The organism is Pseudomonas sp. P4_C4 (genome assembly GCF_056402055.1).
The window spans coordinates 14,935-30,950 of record NZ_JBFUID010000038.1; the positions used below are offsets into that span (position 1 = coordinate 14,935).

General features: G+C 58.7%; 18 protein-coding genes. 13 read left to right on the forward strand and 5 right to left on the reverse strand.

Going from position 1 to position 16,016, the window contains the following annotated elements; genetic code table 11:
• The first annotated feature begins 127 nt into the window (after nucleotides 1–127).
• Nucleotides 128–1,315, forward strand: coding sequence for an MFS transporter (locus AC1DXW_RS19735; RefSeq protein WP_477753805.1), 1,188 nt, complete (start codon nucleotides 128–130; stop codon nucleotides 1,313–1,315).
• Between the two features lie 38 nt (nucleotides 1,316–1,353).
• On the opposite strand, the gene AC1DXW_RS19740 is transcribed toward AC1DXW_RS19735, so the two are convergent.
• Nucleotides 1,354–2,391: an alpha/beta hydrolase family protein gene (locus AC1DXW_RS19740; RefSeq protein WP_477753804.1), complete on the reverse strand. Its 1,038-nt coding sequence runs from the start codon at nucleotides 2,389–2,391 to the stop codon at nucleotides 1,354–1,356.
• A 168-nt stretch (nucleotides 2,392–2,559) separates the two neighbouring features.
• On the reverse strand, nucleotides 2,560–3,171 hold the full coding sequence (locus AC1DXW_RS19745) for an FMN-dependent NADH-azoreductase (protein WP_477760353.1): 612 nt from the start codon (nucleotides 3,169–3,171) through the stop codon (nucleotides 2,560–2,562).
• 131 nt (nucleotides 3,172–3,302) lie between these two features.
• On the opposite strand from AC1DXW_RS19745, the gene AC1DXW_RS19750 reads away from it, so the two are divergent.
• Together AC1DXW_RS19750 and AC1DXW_RS19755 are read left to right on the forward strand one after the other, a co-directional pair.
• Nucleotides 3,303–4,211 (forward strand): LysR substrate-binding domain-containing protein, encoded by a 909-nt coding sequence (locus AC1DXW_RS19750; protein ID WP_477753802.1) that lies wholly within the window; start codon nucleotides 3,303–3,305, stop codon nucleotides 4,209–4,211.
• The gene (locus AC1DXW_RS19755) at nucleotides 4,208–4,567 is read left to right on the forward strand and encodes an MmcQ/YjbR family DNA-binding protein (protein WP_429396430.1); all 360 of its coding nucleotides are present in this window, start codon (nucleotides 4,208–4,210) and stop codon (nucleotides 4,565–4,567) included. The genes AC1DXW_RS19750 and AC1DXW_RS19755 overlap by 4 nt, the downstream gene beginning before the upstream one ends.
• Nucleotides 4,568–4,574: 7 nt before the next feature.
• Here AC1DXW_RS19755 and AC1DXW_RS19760 read toward each other — a convergent pair whose 3' ends face one another.
• Entirely contained in the window at nucleotides 4,575–5,003 is a 429-nt protein-coding gene (locus tag AC1DXW_RS19760) for a DUF1294 domain-containing protein (RefSeq protein WP_477753801.1), read from the reverse strand.
• Nucleotides 5,000–5,830: an undecaprenyl-diphosphate phosphatase gene (locus AC1DXW_RS19765; protein WP_477753800.1), complete on the reverse strand. Its 831-nt coding sequence runs from the start codon at nucleotides 5,828–5,830 to the stop codon at nucleotides 5,000–5,002. The genes AC1DXW_RS19760 and AC1DXW_RS19765 overlap by 4 nt, the downstream gene beginning before the upstream one ends.
• 295 nt (nucleotides 5,831–6,125) lie before the next feature.
• On the opposite strand from AC1DXW_RS19765, the gene pnuC reads away from it, so the two are divergent.
• The 8 genes from pnuC to AC1DXW_RS19805 all read left to right on the forward strand — a co-directional run bounded on the left by pnuC (nucleotide 6,126) and on the right by AC1DXW_RS19805 (nucleotide 12,393).
• A complete protein-coding gene (pnuC, locus tag AC1DXW_RS19770) occupies nucleotides 6,126–6,689 on the forward strand; it encodes a nicotinamide riboside transporter PnuC (RefSeq protein WP_477753799.1) in 564 nt (187 codons plus the stop codon).
• A complete protein-coding gene (locus AC1DXW_RS19775) occupies nucleotides 6,686–7,210 on the forward strand; it encodes an AAA family ATPase (RefSeq protein WP_477753798.1) in 525 nt (174 codons plus the stop codon). The genes pnuC and AC1DXW_RS19775 overlap by 4 nt, the downstream gene beginning before the upstream one ends.
• A gap of 347 nt (nucleotides 7,211–7,557) precedes the next feature.
• Nucleotides 7,558–8,004, forward strand: a complete 447-nt coding sequence (locus AC1DXW_RS19780) for a hypothetical protein (RefSeq protein WP_477753797.1) — start codon at nucleotides 7,558–7,560, stop codon at nucleotides 8,002–8,004.
• 1 nt (nucleotide 8,005) lies between these two features.
• Nucleotides 8,006–8,584 carry an adhesin gene (locus AC1DXW_RS19785; RefSeq protein ID WP_477753796.1) on the forward strand — a complete coding sequence of 193 codons (579 nt, stop codon included), beginning with the start codon at nucleotides 8,006–8,008 and terminating at the stop codon, nucleotides 8,582–8,584.
• 64 nt (nucleotides 8,585–8,648) lie between these two features.
• The gene (locus tag AC1DXW_RS19790) at nucleotides 8,649–9,503 is read left to right on the forward strand and encodes a heme utilization protein (RefSeq protein ID WP_477753795.1); all 855 of its coding nucleotides are present in this window, start codon (nucleotides 8,649–8,651) and stop codon (nucleotides 9,501–9,503) included.
• 67 nt (nucleotides 9,504–9,570) lie between these two features.
• Nucleotides 9,571–10,251, forward strand: coding sequence for a C39 family peptidase (locus tag AC1DXW_RS19795; protein WP_477760354.1), 681 nt, complete (start codon nucleotides 9,571–9,573; stop codon nucleotides 10,249–10,251).
• 26 nt (nucleotides 10,252–10,277) lie between these two features.
• Nucleotides 10,278–11,039, forward strand: coding sequence for a hypothetical protein (locus AC1DXW_RS19800; RefSeq protein WP_477760355.1), 762 nt, complete (start codon nucleotides 10,278–10,280; stop codon nucleotides 11,037–11,039).
• 46 nt (nucleotides 11,040–11,085) lie between these two features.
• Complete coding sequence (locus tag AC1DXW_RS19805) at nucleotides 11,086–12,393, forward strand: hypothetical protein (RefSeq protein ID WP_477760356.1); 1,308 nt, start codon at nucleotides 11,086–11,088, stop codon at nucleotides 12,391–12,393.
• A gap of 55 nt (nucleotides 12,394–12,448) precedes the next feature.
• Here AC1DXW_RS19805 and AC1DXW_RS19810 read toward each other — a convergent pair whose 3' ends face one another.
• Nucleotides 12,449–13,774: a sigma-54 dependent transcriptional regulator gene (locus tag AC1DXW_RS19810; RefSeq protein WP_477753791.1), complete on the reverse strand. Its 1,326-nt coding sequence runs from the start codon at nucleotides 13,772–13,774 to the stop codon at nucleotides 12,449–12,451.
• 341 nt (nucleotides 13,775–14,115) lie between these two features.
• On the opposite strand from AC1DXW_RS19810, the gene AC1DXW_RS19815 reads away from it, so the two are divergent.
• Both AC1DXW_RS19815 and AC1DXW_RS19820 read left to right on the forward strand, forming a co-directional pair.
• Nucleotides 14,116–14,382 carry a hypothetical protein gene (locus tag AC1DXW_RS19815; protein WP_477753790.1) on the forward strand — a complete coding sequence of 89 codons (267 nt, stop codon included), beginning with the start codon at nucleotides 14,116–14,118 and terminating at the stop codon, nucleotides 14,380–14,382.
• A 289-nt stretch (nucleotides 14,383–14,671) separates the two neighbouring features.
• Nucleotides 14,672–15,961, forward strand: coding sequence for an NHL repeat-containing protein (locus tag AC1DXW_RS19820; protein ID WP_477760357.1), 1,290 nt, complete (start codon nucleotides 14,672–14,674; stop codon nucleotides 15,959–15,961).
• The last annotated feature ends 55 nt before the right edge of the window (nucleotides 15,962–16,016 follow it).

Consider the following 16,016-nt stretch of genomic DNA (forward strand, 5'->3'; position numbering starts at 1 on the left):
AGCTTGCTCGCGATGAGGCCATGAGGAACAGCGATAATGTCACGGCAAAAGTAGTTAGCCTGCTTTCTTTTATCCCAACGCCGCGCCATGATGCAGTTCTCCCGCCGCCGCCCGCGAACGAGCCCTCATGTCTGTGCCGCAAGTTGCTCCGCAAAGCTCCATGGCGATCACCCTGCAGATCGTCTCCATCGTCGTCTATACCTTCATCGCCTTCCTCTGCATCGGTTTGCCGATTGCGGTACTGCCGGGTTATGTCCACGAGCAGCTCGGGTTCAGCGCCATCGTGGCCGGGCTGACCATCGGCTCGCAATACCTCGCCACCCTGCTCAGCCGGCCCATGGCCGGGCGGATGTCCGACAGCGTTGGCACCAAGCGCGCAATCATCTTTGGCTTGTCGGGGATTGCGCTCAGCGGCGCGCTGACCTTGCTGTCGACCCTGTTGCAAGGCTTTCCCTTGCTCAGCCTGCTGATTCTGATCGCCGGGCGCCTGTTGCTGGGTATCGCCCAGGGATTGATCGGCGTCGGCACCATCAGTTGGTGCATGGGCCAGGTCGGCGCGGAGCATACCGCGCGGTCGATTTCCTGGAACGGCATCGCGTCCTATGGGGCGATTGCCATTGGTGCGCCGCTGGGTGTGGTCATGGTGCAACAACTGGGTTTCGCCAGCCTGGGCATTGCCCTGTCGCTGCTGGCCCTGGCTGCACTGTTGCTGATTCGCAACAAGCCTTCGGTGCCGGTGGTGCACGGTGAACGTTTGCCGTTCTGGGCGGTGTTTGGGCGCATTGCGCCGTTTGGCGCGAGCCTGAGCCTGGCTTCCATTGGCTACGGCACCCTGACAACCTTTATCACCCTGTATTACGTCAATCGCGGCTGGACTGGCGCGGCCTACTGCCTGACCGTGTTTGGCGTGTGTTTCATTCTGTCGCGACTGCTGTTCATTTCCGCCATCAGCCGATTCGGCGGGTTCACGTCGGCCATTGCCTGCATGTGCATCGAGACGCTTGGCCTGGCGCTGCTGTGGCTGGCACCGTCGACCGGATATGCACTCATCGGCGCCGGCCTGACCGGGTTCGGCCTGTCCCTGGTGTACCCGGCGCTGGGTGTCGAGGCCATCAGACAGGTGCCCAATTCCAGCCGGGGTGCGGGCTTGAGTGCTTACGCGGTGTTTTTTGACCTGGCGCTGGCCATCGCCGGCCCGTTGATGGGCGCAGTGGCGTTGAACCTGGGTTATGCGTGGATTTTCTTCAGTGCGGCGTTGTTGTCGGTGACGGGTCTGGGACTGACGCTGCTGTTGAAACACCGCGCCATGGCTTGAATCCCTGTAGGAGCTGCCGAAGGCTCCTACAAAGGGATCTATTGATCGGCGGTCTGCATCCCGGCCCGGGTTGCTCTGCCCAAGGTGCTCGAGAAGAAGCGTCCGGCTTCTGAGATCAGATTGCGGTGAATGTCTTGCCGATCGACGCCATCGGCATCGGTGCACAGCGCGGGCATGATCACGATCTGCTCGTCATTGCACGGCGCCATGAATACGAAGTGCCCTGCCCCGGCCAGCAGCTTGAAGTCAGGCGCCGTCGGCAGTTTGCGCGCCAGTGCCGCGGCGTTCTTGTCGACCGCCACCAGTTTGTCGCCATCGCCGCTGTAAAGCAGCACCGGCACATGCACATCGGCCAGGGTGTGGCGACCGAACTTCAGGCTCAACGGCGCCATCAGCATCAAGGCGTGGACGCGAGGATCAGGCACCGGTTGCAGGTCGTCACGGTCGACAATCAATTCACCCTGGGTGTTGCAGGCATCGTGGTCATCCGGACGTTCCTGGCAATAACGGCGCAGGCGATCCAGGTCCGGGGTGGCGCCAGACAGAATCAATGCGGTCTCGCCACCGGCCGAGTAACCGATGACCCCCACTTGGTCGGCATTGACGAACGGCGACAGCATACGGTCGCCCAAAGTGGCGGTGATGGCTTCGGAAATCTGGATCGGCCGGCCGTACAGGTTACTCAAAGTACCGAGTCGGCTGTGATCCCTGGAGTTGTCACCGGGGTGAATCACCGCCACCACGACGAAGCCTTTGCGCGCCAGCGACGTGGCGAGGTCGTGCAGGGCCAGCGGGGTACCGGTGTTTCCGTGGGACAGCATCAGCATCGGGAACCGGCCAATGGCAACCTTGGTGTCCTCCCCGGCTTCGACGGTGTAACCCTCGAGCTTGCTGGTGTGCTCCCAGTCACTGGACGGATAGAAGGCGATGGCGCGCATCGGCTGCAGGTCCAGTGGGTCGAGAAACGTCATCTCATGGAAGCCGACGCTCCAGTGAGGATGCGGTGCAGGCGCGGCGTGCACTGTATTCAGGCTGCTGAGCAGGCAAATCAGTAAAGTTGCACAAAGACGCACCATGGGATGCCCCACCTTGTTACCGGACTTGTGACGTGAACCCTGACAGCATAAGTCGGGCCACAATCTGAAACGACCAGAAACAAAAAACTCCGTAGCTGGTACTTGCGTAACCAGACTACAGAGTTTTTTTGGGCTTTACCTGAACGGTTGCCTACTTTTACGCAAGCCTTACGCAGCGGCGAACAATTGCTCGCTGATTTGCACGTGAGCATCGCTCATGGCTTTGTTGCGCACGTCTTCACCGTATGCCAGGCCTTCGGCACGGACGATTTCGATGTCGGTGATGCCGATGAAACCGAACAGCAACTTCAAATATTCTTCATGGGCAACACCGCTTGCCTGACCGGCGTGCATGCCGCCGGAGGTCGAAACGATCACGACTTTCTTGCCGCCGCACAGGCCTTCAGGGCCGGCTTCGGTGTAACGGAAGGTCTGACCGGCTACCGCGATGCGGTCGATCCAGGCCTTCAGTTGAGTCGGGATGGTGAAGTTGTACATTGGTGCGGCAATTACCACGGCATCGGCCGCCAGGAATTCGGCCAGGGTCGAGGCGCTGAGTTCGGCTTCGTGCTGTTGTGCGGCATTGCGCAATTCTGCAGTGGTGCCGGCGGCGACCAGGGTGGTGGCGGAGAAGTGGCTGATCGCGTCGGCGGCCAGGTCGCGGTAGGTCACCACGGCGCTTGGCTCGGCGGCTTGCCAGGCTTTGACGACTTCGCCGCTCAGCTGACGGGAAGCCGAGTTGTCGCCCAGAATGCTCGAATCGATATGCAGCAGTTTCATGTGGGATCTCCAGGTGAGGATCGCCCACAAGGGCGATCTGATGGGACTAATCCTACAGACGAAACCAATAGCTGATTAGACGGCAACAATGCGATAGTTCGTCCCACAGATAGAACAATCGGATTCACACCATGCAAGACCTCAACGACCTGTATTACTTCGCCAAAGTGGTGGAAGCCGGTGGTTTCGCGGCAGCCGGGCGTTTGCTGGGCATCCCCAAGTCACGACTGTCACGGCGCATCGCCGAACTGGAAGAACGCCTTGGTGCTCGATTGCTGCAACGCACCACCCGACAGCTGAAATTGACCGCTGTGGGTGAGCGCTACCTCAGGCACTGCCAGGCGATGCTGCTGGAGGCGGAAATGGCCGACGAGGCCGTCGCCAGTATGTCCAGCGAGCCCCGCGGGCGTTTACGGGTGTCCTGCCCGGTCGGGCTGGCCCACGAAATATTGCCGGGGGTGATCAGCGACTTTCTGGAACGGTTTCCGCAAGTCCAGCTGGAGGTCATGCTGCTCAACCGGCGGGTCGACCTGGTGAACGAAGGCATTGACGTGGCCCTGCGTGTGCGCGAGCTGGGCGACGAAGACCCGCTGCTGGTCACTCGTCGCCTGCGTCAGGCGCAGATGCTGATGGTCGCCAGCCCGGGTTTCCTCGTGGGCCTTGAGATCAACCATCCCGAGGATCTGAAAAGCCTGCCGGTGCTCGGCGCCCTGGAAGCCGACCGCCTGGTGCACATCCGCCTGCTGGATCAAAAAGGCAAAAGTTGTGAACTCGCGCTCGAGGCCCGGCTGGGCATCGATGACTTTATCGTGCGCAAGGCCAGCACCCTCTCCGGTCTGGGCTTTACGATGCTGCCCATGATGTATTGCGAGCAGGAACTGGAAAACGGCTCACTGGTGCAGTTGCTACCCGAGTGGTCGTTGCCCGGTGGCTGGCTGCAAGCGGTCTATCCTCATCGACGCGGGGTGATGCCGGCGGTACGCGCCTGGATTGACCATTTGGTCGAATCCTTCAATGCCTGTGGGGAACGATTGTTATGAAAGCCGGACGGATGAGCGAAGAGGATGTCGCGAAGTTTTGCCTCGCCCTGCCGGGAGCGCGGGAAGACTATAAATGGGGAGGCGTACGGGTGTTTTCGATTGCCGGGAACAAGATGTTCGCGTTGCAGGGCCTGCGGGGTGATTCCCTGGCCTTCAAGGTCGACAAGGATCTGTTTCTCGGTCATTGCGACCGCCCGGGGATTCATCCGGCACCTTATCTGGCGCGCGCCCAGTGGATCATCATGGAGACGCCCTACCCGCTCGGTAGCGAAGAGCTACAGGGATTGCTGCGGCGTTCGCACCAGTTGGTGGTGAGCAGGCTGCCAAAGCGCACTCAAGTCGGACTGCTGCTATAGGGCCTTATTAGAGCAAGGCAAACACGTGTGCGCCGAGGAACAGGTGATCGATCCAGAACACCTGGTGCAGTAGCACGATGATCCAGAACACCAACTGGTACGAGACTTTGCGGGTTTTGTGCCGAAACGCTTGCTGGGCCAGCAAGGCACCGGGCCAGCCTCCGGCGAACTCCAGCGCATGCAGGACATTCTCGGGCGTGCGCCATTGCTCGGCGCGGGCCTTGCGCTTGTCACTCCAGTACAGAAAAAACGTCACGACGCTGACGATGCCGTAGGCCGCCAGGGGAATCAGCGACTCCCCATGCAGCCATGACGACACTGAACCCGACAGCGGCAACGCGCACAGGATTGCAAACACCAGCCATTTCAACCGTGAATGGCGGATCTGTCCCCCGGGCTGGCGCCCGGGGTTATTGCGCGAGCTTGAGTCACTCACGGCTTGGCTGCGCTCCAGTCGACCCAGCCGAATTGCCAGGTCGCCAGGATGATCAGGCCGAACACAATGCGATACCAGGCAAACGCCGCATAGCTGTGGTTGGCGATGAACTTGAGCAGCCCGCGGACCGCGATCATCGCGAAGACGAACGCCGTGACGAAACCGATCGCGAACACCGGGAAATCCGCCGGGACAAACAGGTGGCGGTATTTATAGCCCGAGTACACCGCTGCGCCGACCATGGTGGGCATCGCCAGGAAGAACGAGAACTCGGTAGCGGTCTTGCGCGACAGGCCGAACAGCAACCCGCCGATGATCGTCGAGCCCGAACGCGAAGTGCCCGGAATCATGGCCAGGCATTGGGCGAAGCCCACTTTCAGGGCATCTTTCCAAGTGATGTCATCCACCGTTTCGGCGTGTACTTCATGCTGACGGCGCTCGGCCCACAACATGATGATCCCACCCACGACCAGCGCCGTTGCCACGGTGATCGGGTTGAACAGGTATTCGTGGATCAAATCGGCGAAGATCACGCCCAACACCACGGCCGGCAAGAACGCGATCAACAGGTTCGCGGTAAACCGCCGAGCGCCCGGCTGGGTCGGCAGACCGATGACCACGTCGAAGATCTTGCGTCGAAACTCCCACACCACTGCCAGGATGGCACCCAGCTGAATAATGATGTTGAACGCCATCGCCCGCTCGCCCCCGAAGCCGAGCAAGTCGGCCACGATGATCTGGTGGCCGGTACTGGAAATGGGCAGGAATTCGGTCAGCCCTTCTACAATCCCAAGAATCAATGCCTGAAAGGCGGTCCAAAGATCCATCAATCCCCCAAAAGGCTATGCGCATTGGCATGCCCCGTTAGTATTTTTCAAAAGCCTTAATTGCGATCAGCGTAGCTGAAGGCCCGCGCATCAAGGATCACCACAGAACCGTAAAAATCCTGTGAAAAAACAATCCTGATTCGGGTTTATCCGCGCGGGGCCGAAATCCTACCAGACAAGTCCGATTGGCGCTGCCGCGTTATCGCGCACCAATGAAGCACACCCTGCGCCACGGGATTCTCGACGCCGATCCGGTTACAATCCGTCMCCTTTCCGATTTTCCCAAGGAGCCTCCATGTCCGGGCTTGAACTGTTTGCCGCCGCCCTCGGTGTCATTGCCGTCTGGTTGACAGTCAAACAGAACCCCTGGTGCTGGCCCATCGGCCTGGTCATGGTGCTGCTCTATAGCTGGATCTTTTTTGAGGTGAAGCTGTATTCGGACATGCTGCTGCAAGTCGTTTATGCCGCCTTGCAGCTTTACGGTTGGTGGCAGTGGACGCGGATTGGTGAAGCGACCCATGGCCGCGAAGTCAGTCAGCTCGACACTCGGTCCGTGGCGTTGAGCCTTGCCATCGGTGCAATCGGCAGCCTGTTGCTGGGGGCGGCCATGGCCAACTGGACCGACGCCGCGCAACCCTGGCTCGATGCGGCGTTGACCGGATTCAGCCTGGTAGCGCAGGTCTGGATGGCGCAAAAACGTGTCCAGTGCTGGCCGCTGTGGATCGCCCTGGATGTGATTTTCGTCGTGCTGTTCATCTATAAGGACCTGTACCTGACCGCCACCCTGTACGGGTTGTTCACCGTTATCGCCGTGCAGGGCTGGCGCGAATGGCGCGCCGATCCGGCATTGCACGCATGAAAGTCCTGGTACTCACAGGCCCCGAATCCAGCGGTAAAAGCTGGCTGGCAGCCGAGTTGCAACAGCGTTTCGGCGGGATTCTGGTCGACGAGTATGTGCGCTGGTTCATCGAGCAGAATCCACGGGACACCACATTGGCCGACATTGCGCACATCGCCCGCGGTCAATTGGCATGGGAAGACCATGCGCGGGCGCAACGACCGTCTTTGCTCATCCTCGACACGCACCTGTTGAGCAATATCCTCTGGAGCCAAACGCTGTTTGGCGATTGCCCCGCCTGGATTGAACAAGCGCTACTGGCCCGGCATTACGACTTGCACTTGCTGCTGTCGCCGGAACACGTCGACTGGACGGATGACGGCCAGCGTTGCCAGCCCCGATTGAGTGAGCGCCAGGCATTTTTCGACCAGACCCTGGCCTGGCTTGAGCGCCACGCACAACCGGTTCAGGTACTGCACGGAGATTGGGCAGAACGCCGACTCTTGGCACTGAACGCCGTGACCCGATTGCTCGGCGCCTGACCGGCGTTTGGGGCAATTTCCCCATCACCCCCCCCTGTTTTGGGGGAAAAGTGTCCGATCCTGAAACACCCTCCGTGCCTGAAACTGCCCGTTTCAACGCCCCTCATCGTTTGGTCGCCGGACTTGTTAAGGCATTGATACAACAACGCTATAACCCCTGTTCTAGAGGGGTTCGCCGGCATTTCCGGGTTGCCTGCGCATGGTTTCGTCTCACCGTTGGAACATCCTCGGCAAAGGGCCCCCGGGCAAATTCCGCAAGCCATTGAATCAACACGATATTCAAAAAACGGCACAGCTTTCGCTCTATCCCTTACACCGCTGACCAGGGCCAGCCCACAAATGAAGGAATGACCGTCGTGGGGATACTGAATAAAAAGGGCTTGACGTGCCTCCTGCTGATCGCGAGCGCGGGCGGCACTGTTCTCAGTTTCAACCTACAAGCCGAAGGCAACGGTGTCATCGTGCTTGATCGAACCATTCACGCAACTCCCATCGGTCGCAGCGGCGGCAGAGATCCGAACCCTGACACCCTAAATGCCAACCCATCGGCCCGCGTCACCGGCGAACTCAGCGATGCCGACATTGCCGGGGTCACCACCGGAACGGCCCTTCGCCACAGCAACGGGCAAAGCCCGGGTGGCCTGCAAGGCCTCAACGTCGTCACCAACCCCAACGGTTTGCCTGGCATGTCTGTCGGCCAGGGTGGTGGTAGTGGCGGCGCCATTTCCGGAACCATCAACCGCGCCATGAGCAGCGGCCTCGGTTCACTGGGCACAATGGCGGGAGGCAAATGAGATGAGTCGATCCCTCCTGTTGCTTGCCCTGCTCGGCTGCACCAGTGTAATGGCCGATTCGGGCGTCAGTTCGGTTAACACCGCCTCCATCCAGGATTCCGGTACTCAATACCGAGGCAACTTCAACGTCAACCAGGCGGCCGGTGATCAACAGCAGCAGGCCAACGTCCGCGCAATCGCCATTGGTACCCAAGCCGGTGCGACCACCAGCGTCAGGCAAAAAATCACTACGCCGGCCAATCCATCGCTTGACGCGACAGCCAATATCGGCGGCACCTCTTTCAGTAATGGCAACGGCGTACTGGGTGTCAACCAGGGCGCCGGGGCGAACAACCAGATGGCCAACGCCATGCGCATTAGCATCAGCGCTGCACCACAAGCCATCGACGATAGTGCCCTTTCTCAACAGAACGTGGCCTTGTTACCGAGCTCGGGAGCAACTGGCACCCCAAACGGCAGTCGCCAGGTCGTGACAAGCGACCAGGCCTTCACCGGCAGCCGGGGAGTGATCCAGGTGAACCAGAGTGCCGGGGTGGGGAACCGAATGGCTAACACCCTGAGCATCCGGGTCTCTGACTGACCCCTATACAGTGCGATTAGGGACGTACCAACACTTGACCAACTAATGAGCACGGAGAAACACCATGAACCCGACAACTGCTCTCAAACCTCTGGCTTTTGCTCTGGCAGCAGTGATGGCATTCGCCGCACAAGCAGGCTCTCTTGCTGATGGTCAAGGCAACGGTCAGGGCACTGGGCAAGGCAACAACCTTCAGCCTGATGGCCCGACTCTGGAACAGTTTCTGCAGATTACAGCAGGCGCCGGGGCCGCCGTGCTGGACTCGCAGATCAGCAGTCACAACTCCGTATCGAACCAGGGCACCCAAAACGACGCTAAAGCCGATAACTCCCTGAACAACTCCAACGGCAACATGGGTGCCAACGTTGCAGCTGGTGACGGCAACCAACAAGACAACGCCGCCGCCCTTGCCACTGCTGACGAAAGCTTTATTTTCGGCACCGCCGTCGCCGTCTCCAGCGCGACACAGAGGAGCAACGGCAACACCGCCAGGAACCGCTCCAACACCAACAACACAACGCTCAATAACGCCGGCAACAGCGGTTCCGGCAACATCGGCATCAACGTGACCACCGGCGCCTTCAACCAACAGAAAAACAACCTGGCAATTGCCGTTTCGGGCGGCCGTGTAGCACTGGCAGCGGCAGCGGCCAACCAAAGCACGTCCGGGATGAAGGTCACCAACAACGGCAATCCCACGACTGATTTCGTACCCGTGGGTGTATTCGGTCTGGCTGGCGTAACCACTCAACAAGTGATGACTCCAGATAGCTGGAAACCCCCTGTAACCAACAATGCTTCGATAACGGGCTCGATGAACAACTTCTCCGGCAACGGCGGAGCGAACGTATCGTCCGGCGTAGGCAACCAGCAAAGCAACTCGCTGTCCATCGCCGCAGGCTGCAAACTTTGCCAGTAATCGCGATCGCAATCGCAATGAAAGCCCCGGCGACGGGGCTTTTCTACAGCCCCAAGGCGTATCGATCATGCGTAAGACTGTCCTTTTCGCCCTGCTCTGCCTGTCTGGCCTGATCCAGGCCGCACAGATGCCGGTGGCCGCCCTGCCGGGTGGCGTGCTGGTATACAAGCACGTACAGAGTTTGCGTGAGCGCAAGTTCAGCGACATCGTCGAACAGAAAACCGATTTCAGCTGCGGTGCCGCCGCGCTGGCAACGATACTGCGCCAGGCCTATTGGCTTGACGTCGATGAGGAGCACATCATCAAAGGCATGCTGGTCACCGCAGACCAGGACCTTGTGCGTACCCAGGGTTTTTCCATGCTGGACATGAAGCGCTACATAGAGCGCATCGGCATGCGCGCCCGGGGCTACAAGATCCCGCCTGAAAGACTCGATGCAGTGACGATTCCGGTGGTGGTACTGATGGAAATTCGCGGCTACAAGCACTTCGTGGTGTTGCAGAGAGCGGACAAGTACTGGGTCTATATCGGCGACCCGGTACTCGGACACAAACGCTATTCCCATGATGACTTTGTCAAAGGCTGGAATGGCATTATCTTCGCTATCGTCGGTCCCGGTTACGACAAAACCAATGCGTTACGCAGTCCACCGGAACCGCTGACAGCCAAGAACAAGATGGATAACTTCAACCCGGTCAAAGATGCTGAACTGATGGATTTTGGTTTCATACAGAGCGACTTCTTTTAATCGCCAATAAGATGATAGGGGGCAGGATGCTCCGGGAGCAGCAAATGAAAACCTCGTATTGGGTGGTCGCTGCCTGTCTGGCAGCGAACACTTCAGGTTTTGCTGATGAGTTCAGACCCATCGAAATCAATGACCAGGAACTGGCCGCGTTGCGTGGCCGGTATGTGATGCCGGGGCGGATCATCAGCTTCGGTGTTGTCATGAGCAGTACCTGGCGCAATGCCAGTGGTGATCTGATCGGGGCATCCACCTCGATGCAACTTCAAGCCGCAACGGTCAAACCCGAGTTCTATGTTTCAACCATCAAGCAATCCGGTCATGGCGGTACGTCCAGGTCGGGCAGCGGTAACGTGACGGGTGGCGCTGCCCTGAGCACTTCCCGGGGCATAACCCAGGTCACACGGGCCGCAGGCGATGGCAACAGTTCAAACAACAACATTGCCATCAACGTCAAAGAGGCCCGCACGGCCCCTGCACTGGTGCCGAGCCAGGGCCAGGCGCTGATAGCCGGTCAAACCATTACCGGCAGCAATGCCGCAGGCAGTGTCGCCGTTTCCGCGACGAGCGGCGGTGTTCAGGTGGCCATTACCGCCAACAACAACCAGGGCTCAAGCCTGCAACAGGTCGCCCAAGGCGGGTTGCTGCAAAACACCCGGTTGCTGGGCAGCAGCAATGTGGTCAACAACATGACTCAACTCAACGTAGTGCTCAACAATAATGGCCCCAGTACAGGTGTATTGGACTTCAACCTGAACCAACTCGCTGCATTACGGACCTTGGGCTATTGAACTACGCTGAGTCTGGACCATTGGGCACAAATGGACGGCTTATTTCATGTACCGATCAGTATCACTGCGTGCAGTTGTATGCTTGAGTGCTCTACTCCCGGCGGCGATGGTGCCGGCAGCAGCTGACCCGGAAATGGAGGCGCTCAAACAAGAGCTTCTGGAGTTGAAACAACGATACGAAGTCCAGCAAAAAGCCCTGGCGGTACTGGAACAACGAATCCGCCAGGTTGAGGACCAGCCCGCTTCTCCTCCCCCTAAACGCCTGGCCAAGTCGCCAGCAGACATGAAAGGCAATCCAAACGTCGCCACCGGCACCGGTGCGGCGGCCGCTTCAGGGGGTGCCGCCGGGGGCAGCGGCAGCTCGTATGGACAATCGTTGGCCGATGACTCACAACCGGCGCAAAGCGTTTCAAATCTGTATGACGAGGCCAGCGGGTTCTTCGGTGGTGGCAAGTTCAGCTTCGAAACCGGGATTACCTACTCCCGATACGATACCCGCCAACTGATCCTCAACGGTTTTCTCGCCCTGGACTCGATCTTTCTGGGCGCCATCAACCTGGACCGGATCAAGGCCGACACCTGGACGCTTGACCTCACCGGCCGCTACAACTTCAACAATCGCTGGCAGTTCGACCTGAACGTGCCGGTGGTCTACCGTCAATCCACCTACCAGTCCGGTGGCGGCAATAACGGCGCCGCCAACGTCACGACTGAAGATACCGTCAAGGAAGACCCGACCATAGGTGACGTCAACTTCGGTATCGCCTACAAATTCCTCGACGAGTCGGTCAACACCCCGGATGCCGTGGTGACCTTGCGCGTCAAGGCGCCGACCGGCAAAGATCCGTTCGGCATCAAGCTGATTCGGGTGGACGATAACTCCAACCTGGCCGTGCCTGAATCCTTGCCTACCGGTAATGGCGTCTGGGCGATTACACCGGGGATCTCTCTGGTCAAGACGTTCGATCCGGCAGTGCTGTTCGGCAGCCTGTCCTACACGCACAATCTGGAGGAGTCTTTCGACGACATCAGCTCCAACCCGGCGGTCAAGACACCGGGCAAAGTACGCATTGGCGACAGCTTCCAGATTGGCGCCGGTATTGCGTTCGCCTTGAACGAAAAGATGAGTATGTCGTTCTCGGTCTCTGACCTGGTGCAACGCAAAAGCAAGCTCAAGGAAGATGGCGGGGATTGGCAATCGGTGGTCTCCAGCGATGCCAACGCCGGTTACTTCAACATCGGCATGACCATTGCGGCCACCGACAGCCTGACCATCGTCCCCAACCTGTCCATCGGCATGACGGACGATGCTCCGGACTTCCAGTTCAGTCTGAAACTCCCTTACTACTTCTGACCCGAACAAAAAAACCGCTGCAATCGCAACGGTTTTTTTGGTTTCCGGCTGCGGTTCAGCGAATCTGGTGCTTGTGCAACAACCGGTAGAAGGTTGGACGCGACACACCCAATACTTTGGCGGCGACACTCAGGTTATCGCTGTGGCGGTTCAATACATCACACAATGCCTGGCGTTCGGCCCGGCTCTTGTATTCTTCGAGGGTGCCCATCGGCGCGGCGATTGTATGCTGACCGATCAACCCCAGATCACGAGCCTCGATCTGCCGGCCTTCGGCCAACACCAGCCCGCGACGAACGCGGTTGGCCAGTTCGCGAACATTGCCTGGCCAGTCGTGTTTGCCCATGGCAATCAATGCGTCTTCGCTGAAACTGCGTGGGCGGCGTCCGGTTTCATGGCTGTAGAAATGGGAGAAGTGGTTGGCCAGCGACGCCAGGTCGCCATGGCGCTCGCGCAGTGGAACGGTCGCCACTTGCAGTACGTTCAAGCGGTAATACAAGTCTTCGCGAAAGCGTTTCTTCTCGATGGCGGCTTCAAGGTCGACATTCGTTGCCGCCAGAACCCGCACATCCACCGCAATCGGCTGACTGCCGCCCACCCGCTCGATGTGTTTCTCCTGGAGGAACCGCAACAGGTTGGCCTGCAACTCCAGTGGCAGGTCACCGATCTCGTCGAGAAACAGAGTGCCACCGTTGGCGGCTTCTATCCGTCCGACCTTGCGTTGGTGCGCGCCGGTAAATGCGCCTTTCTCATGGCCAAACAGCTCGGACTGGATCAAGTGTTCGGGAATCGCACCACAATTGATCGCGATAAAGGGTTTGCTGTGACGCTGGGACAGACGATGCAGGGTGCGTGCGACCAGTTCCTTGCCAGTGCCGCTTTCACCCCGAATCAACACCGGAGATTCTGTCGGAGCCAGTTTGTTCAACAGTTTCCGCAGTTCACGGATAGGTTTGCTGTCACCCAGCAATTCATGCTCGGGCTGGTCAACATAGACCGTTCCCTGCCCGCGCAATCGCGCCATGCCAAACGCCCGGCCCAGCGTTACCTGAACCCGGGACACATCGAATGGCAAGGTATGAAAGTCAAAAAACCATTCACACACAAAGTCGCCGACATTTTGCAGGCGCAGCACTTCCTGATTGAGTACGGCTATCCACTCGGTGCCACTGCGGCTGATCAATTCCTTGACGGCTTCCGGGTGCTCAAGGTGAGAGGGCTGCAAGCGTAACAAGCCCACGTCACAGGTTCGGTCAGTGGCGTTCGCCAGCGTGCAGCTATCAACGTCCCAACCGATAGCGCGCAATCCAGGGAGCAGACGATAGCAATCGTCACAGGGGTCCACCACTAATAAACGTCGTAAAGCAGGCGCATCGCTCATGACTGTTCCTTGACGCCAAATTTAAGAAATTTTATTAAAAACAGTCATTTGGCAGACCTAACTGTAACATTAGCAAGAATTTGACAGGGCCTTGTACTGTTTGACTATAGGGACGCTGTAAAACCAGTTATAAGTTGCGATTCTGTTAGTTACCTAACGACTCTTCCTTTCATTGCGCTTTCAATGCCAGCATCATTCTTGAGCCTATGAAATAAAGTGGAAATTTCTTTTGATTGTGTGTGACCCAAACCCCGGTTGCGGGCATCAGTACAAGTAACCAGCCGAACGGTAAGCCCAACCGACGGCACATCACTTGATTGGGCATACAGAGAGAAGACCCTATGAACGCCCCGCTCCGTATCAACGAAGCATTGCTGATTGCCGACCGCGCATTCAAACCATTCAAATGCGTGGCCTGGGCCCCACAAGACGGTAATGGCGAACTCAGCCTGACCGTTATCGACCGCACCAGCACCAGCATTGGCCGCAAGCAGATCCCAAGCAGTGCCTACTCCGACCCTCAACAACTTGAACGTCTGCTGGAACAGGCACGCGCCGAATTGAGCGAGGAAGGTTACACACTGCAATCGTGGTCGATGCCGCACTAATCTGTTTTGCGGATTACTCCGGGGTAATCCGCACCCTCCCCCCCTGCCATTAGTTGGGTTGATCGTTTTCACCGATCCGCACTCATTTCCCGCACAAATTCGAACTTTTGCGCACCCGGTACTTTGCAGGCTTGCCATTGGTTCGAAAAGACACTGTTGTGGCACACAACGACTCTCCGTCTGTGAGTTCTCACCATTGCGCATCTCATCATTCAGGGTTTGAATATTCTCCCTACATAGTCGCCACCCAAACTTCTGGATCAGGACGACTCGCAAGGAGTTGCGGCGCATGTCAATCCAGTCCGCTTTTACCTTCTCCGCCACCCGGCACACCCCCGGGACCCTCGATACGACGTTTGCCGCCAACGGCAAAACCCAGGTGTATTTCGTCGACAGCCTTTCCAGCCTCGCCAATGACATTGCGATCGATGCGCAGGGCCGCTTGCTGGTAGCCGCAAAAGTCGGCATGGCCGATGGCAGCCGCTTTGGTCTGGCCCGCTTGCTGGAGGACGGTTGCGCAGACCTCGCGTTCGGCAAGCAAGGTAGTGTCATCGGCCAATTCGAACCGGGGTTCGAAGCCATGGGCGCCAAGGTTCTGGTCATGCCCGACGGCAATATCCTGTTGGCCGGGCTGCACTACGAAAACACGCACCGCACGCTCCCGGCCCTCGCCTTGCTGGATCAGCAGGGTCGCCTGGTTCAGAGCTTTGGCGATAATGGTCGCTGCGTCGTGCGATTGCCTGGCGGTCTGTCCCTGGGCATTCGTGATGCATGGCTGCCGCCCGGTGTGCCGGGTGCGGAAGCCTGCGATGTGGACGTACAACAAGATGGCCGGATCCTGATCCTGGCCAACCATCACTACGAACTGGCCGATCACGTCGGCCTGTTGATACGACTGGATGGCGAAGGCTCGCTGGACTGCTCGTTCAACGGTAGCGGCTTCGTGGTGGTCAGGCACCTGCTGATGAATACCTGGCTCAGCAACCTGACGGTACAACGTGATGGCCGAATTCTGGTCGGTGGATCGATCAACTTTCCTGAAGAAGGCTTGCTGGCACGCTATCACGCTGACGGCCGCCTCGACGACCGTTTTGCCGTGGATGGATTCATGACCTTCAAAACGCAAGGGCATGGCGCCCGGGTCAGTCAGGTGGTCCAGCAAAACGAAGGTGACATCCTGTGTTTCGGCAGCAGTTGCGAGCCGATGCACTGCCTGACATTTAAAATGCACAGCAATGGCCGACCCGACAATCATTGCAACGGCGGACAACCACAGCGGCTGCAAATCGGTCACAACGGATGCCAGTGGATCGCCGCGCAGTTACAGCCCGATGGCTGTGTGCTGGCGGCGGGTGCAACCATCGGCGGCGTTGAAGCAGACTTCATTGTCGGGCGATACCTGCCCAACGGCCATCTCGATCGCCGCTTTGGCAAAGGCTGTGGCTGTACGCGTACTCGCCTGGGCCCCGGCCCGGATACCGCCACCTGTGTCACGGTGCAGGCCAATGGAAACATCGTGGCTGGCGGCTATTCGCTGCAGGGCAGTTACAAGGCAGTCGTCGCGCGCTTTCTAGGCTAAACCGATGGGTTTTTCCTGCGCTTGATCTTCTCGTCCGCTTACGGCAACTTGCGCG

Excerpts from the sequence above, each read along its gene's own strand:
- AC1DXW_RS19735 (WP_477753805.1), top strand. The coding sequence starts at position 128 with ATGTCTGTGCCGCAAGTTGCTCCGCAAAGCTCCATGGCGATCACCCTG.
- AC1DXW_RS19740 (WP_477753804.1), bottom strand. The coding sequence starts at position 2,391 with ATGGTGCGTCTTTGTGCAACTTTACTGATTTGCCTGCTCAGCAGCCTG.
- AC1DXW_RS19745 (WP_477760353.1), bottom strand. The coding sequence starts at position 3,171 with ATGAAACTGCTGCATATCGATTCGAGCATTCTGGGCGACAACTCGGCT.
- AC1DXW_RS19750 (WP_477753802.1), top strand. The coding sequence starts at position 3,303 with ATGCAAGACCTCAACGACCTGTATTACTTCGCCAAAGTGGTGGAAGCC.
- AC1DXW_RS19755 (WP_429396430.1), top strand. The coding sequence starts at position 4,208 with ATGAAAGCCGGACGGATGAGCGAAGAGGATGTCGCGAAGTTTTGCCTC.
- AC1DXW_RS19765 (WP_477753800.1), bottom strand. The coding sequence starts at position 5,830 with ATGGATCTTTGGACCGCCTTTCAGGCATTGATTCTTGGGATTGTAGAA.
- pnuC (WP_477753799.1), top strand. The coding sequence starts at position 6,126 with ATGTCCGGGCTTGAACTGTTTGCCGCCGCCCTCGGTGTCATTGCCGTC.
- AC1DXW_RS19775 (WP_477753798.1), top strand. The coding sequence starts at position 6,686 with ATGAAAGTCCTGGTACTCACAGGCCCCGAATCCAGCGGTAAAAGCTGG.
- AC1DXW_RS19780 (WP_477753797.1), top strand. The coding sequence starts at position 7,558 with ATGACCGTCGTGGGGATACTGAATAAAAAGGGCTTGACGTGCCTCCTG.
- AC1DXW_RS19785 (WP_477753796.1), top strand. The coding sequence starts at position 8,006 with ATGAGTCGATCCCTCCTGTTGCTTGCCCTGCTCGGCTGCACCAGTGTA.
- AC1DXW_RS19790 (WP_477753795.1), top strand. The coding sequence starts at position 8,649 with ATGAACCCGACAACTGCTCTCAAACCTCTGGCTTTTGCTCTGGCAGCA.
- AC1DXW_RS19795 (WP_477760354.1), top strand. The coding sequence starts at position 9,571 with ATGCGTAAGACTGTCCTTTTCGCCCTGCTCTGCCTGTCTGGCCTGATC.
- AC1DXW_RS19800 (WP_477760355.1), top strand. The coding sequence starts at position 10,278 with ATGCTCCGGGAGCAGCAAATGAAAACCTCGTATTGGGTGGTCGCTGCC.
- AC1DXW_RS19805 (WP_477760356.1), top strand. The coding sequence starts at position 11,086 with ATGTACCGATCAGTATCACTGCGTGCAGTTGTATGCTTGAGTGCTCTA.
- AC1DXW_RS19810 (WP_477753791.1), bottom strand. The coding sequence starts at position 13,774 with ATGAGCGATGCGCCTGCTTTACGACGTTTATTAGTGGTGGACCCCTGT.
- AC1DXW_RS19815 (WP_477753790.1), top strand. The coding sequence starts at position 14,116 with ATGAACGCCCCGCTCCGTATCAACGAAGCATTGCTGATTGCCGACCGC.
- AC1DXW_RS19820 (WP_477760357.1), top strand. The coding sequence starts at position 14,672 with ATGTCAATCCAGTCCGCTTTTACCTTCTCCGCCACCCGGCACACCCCC.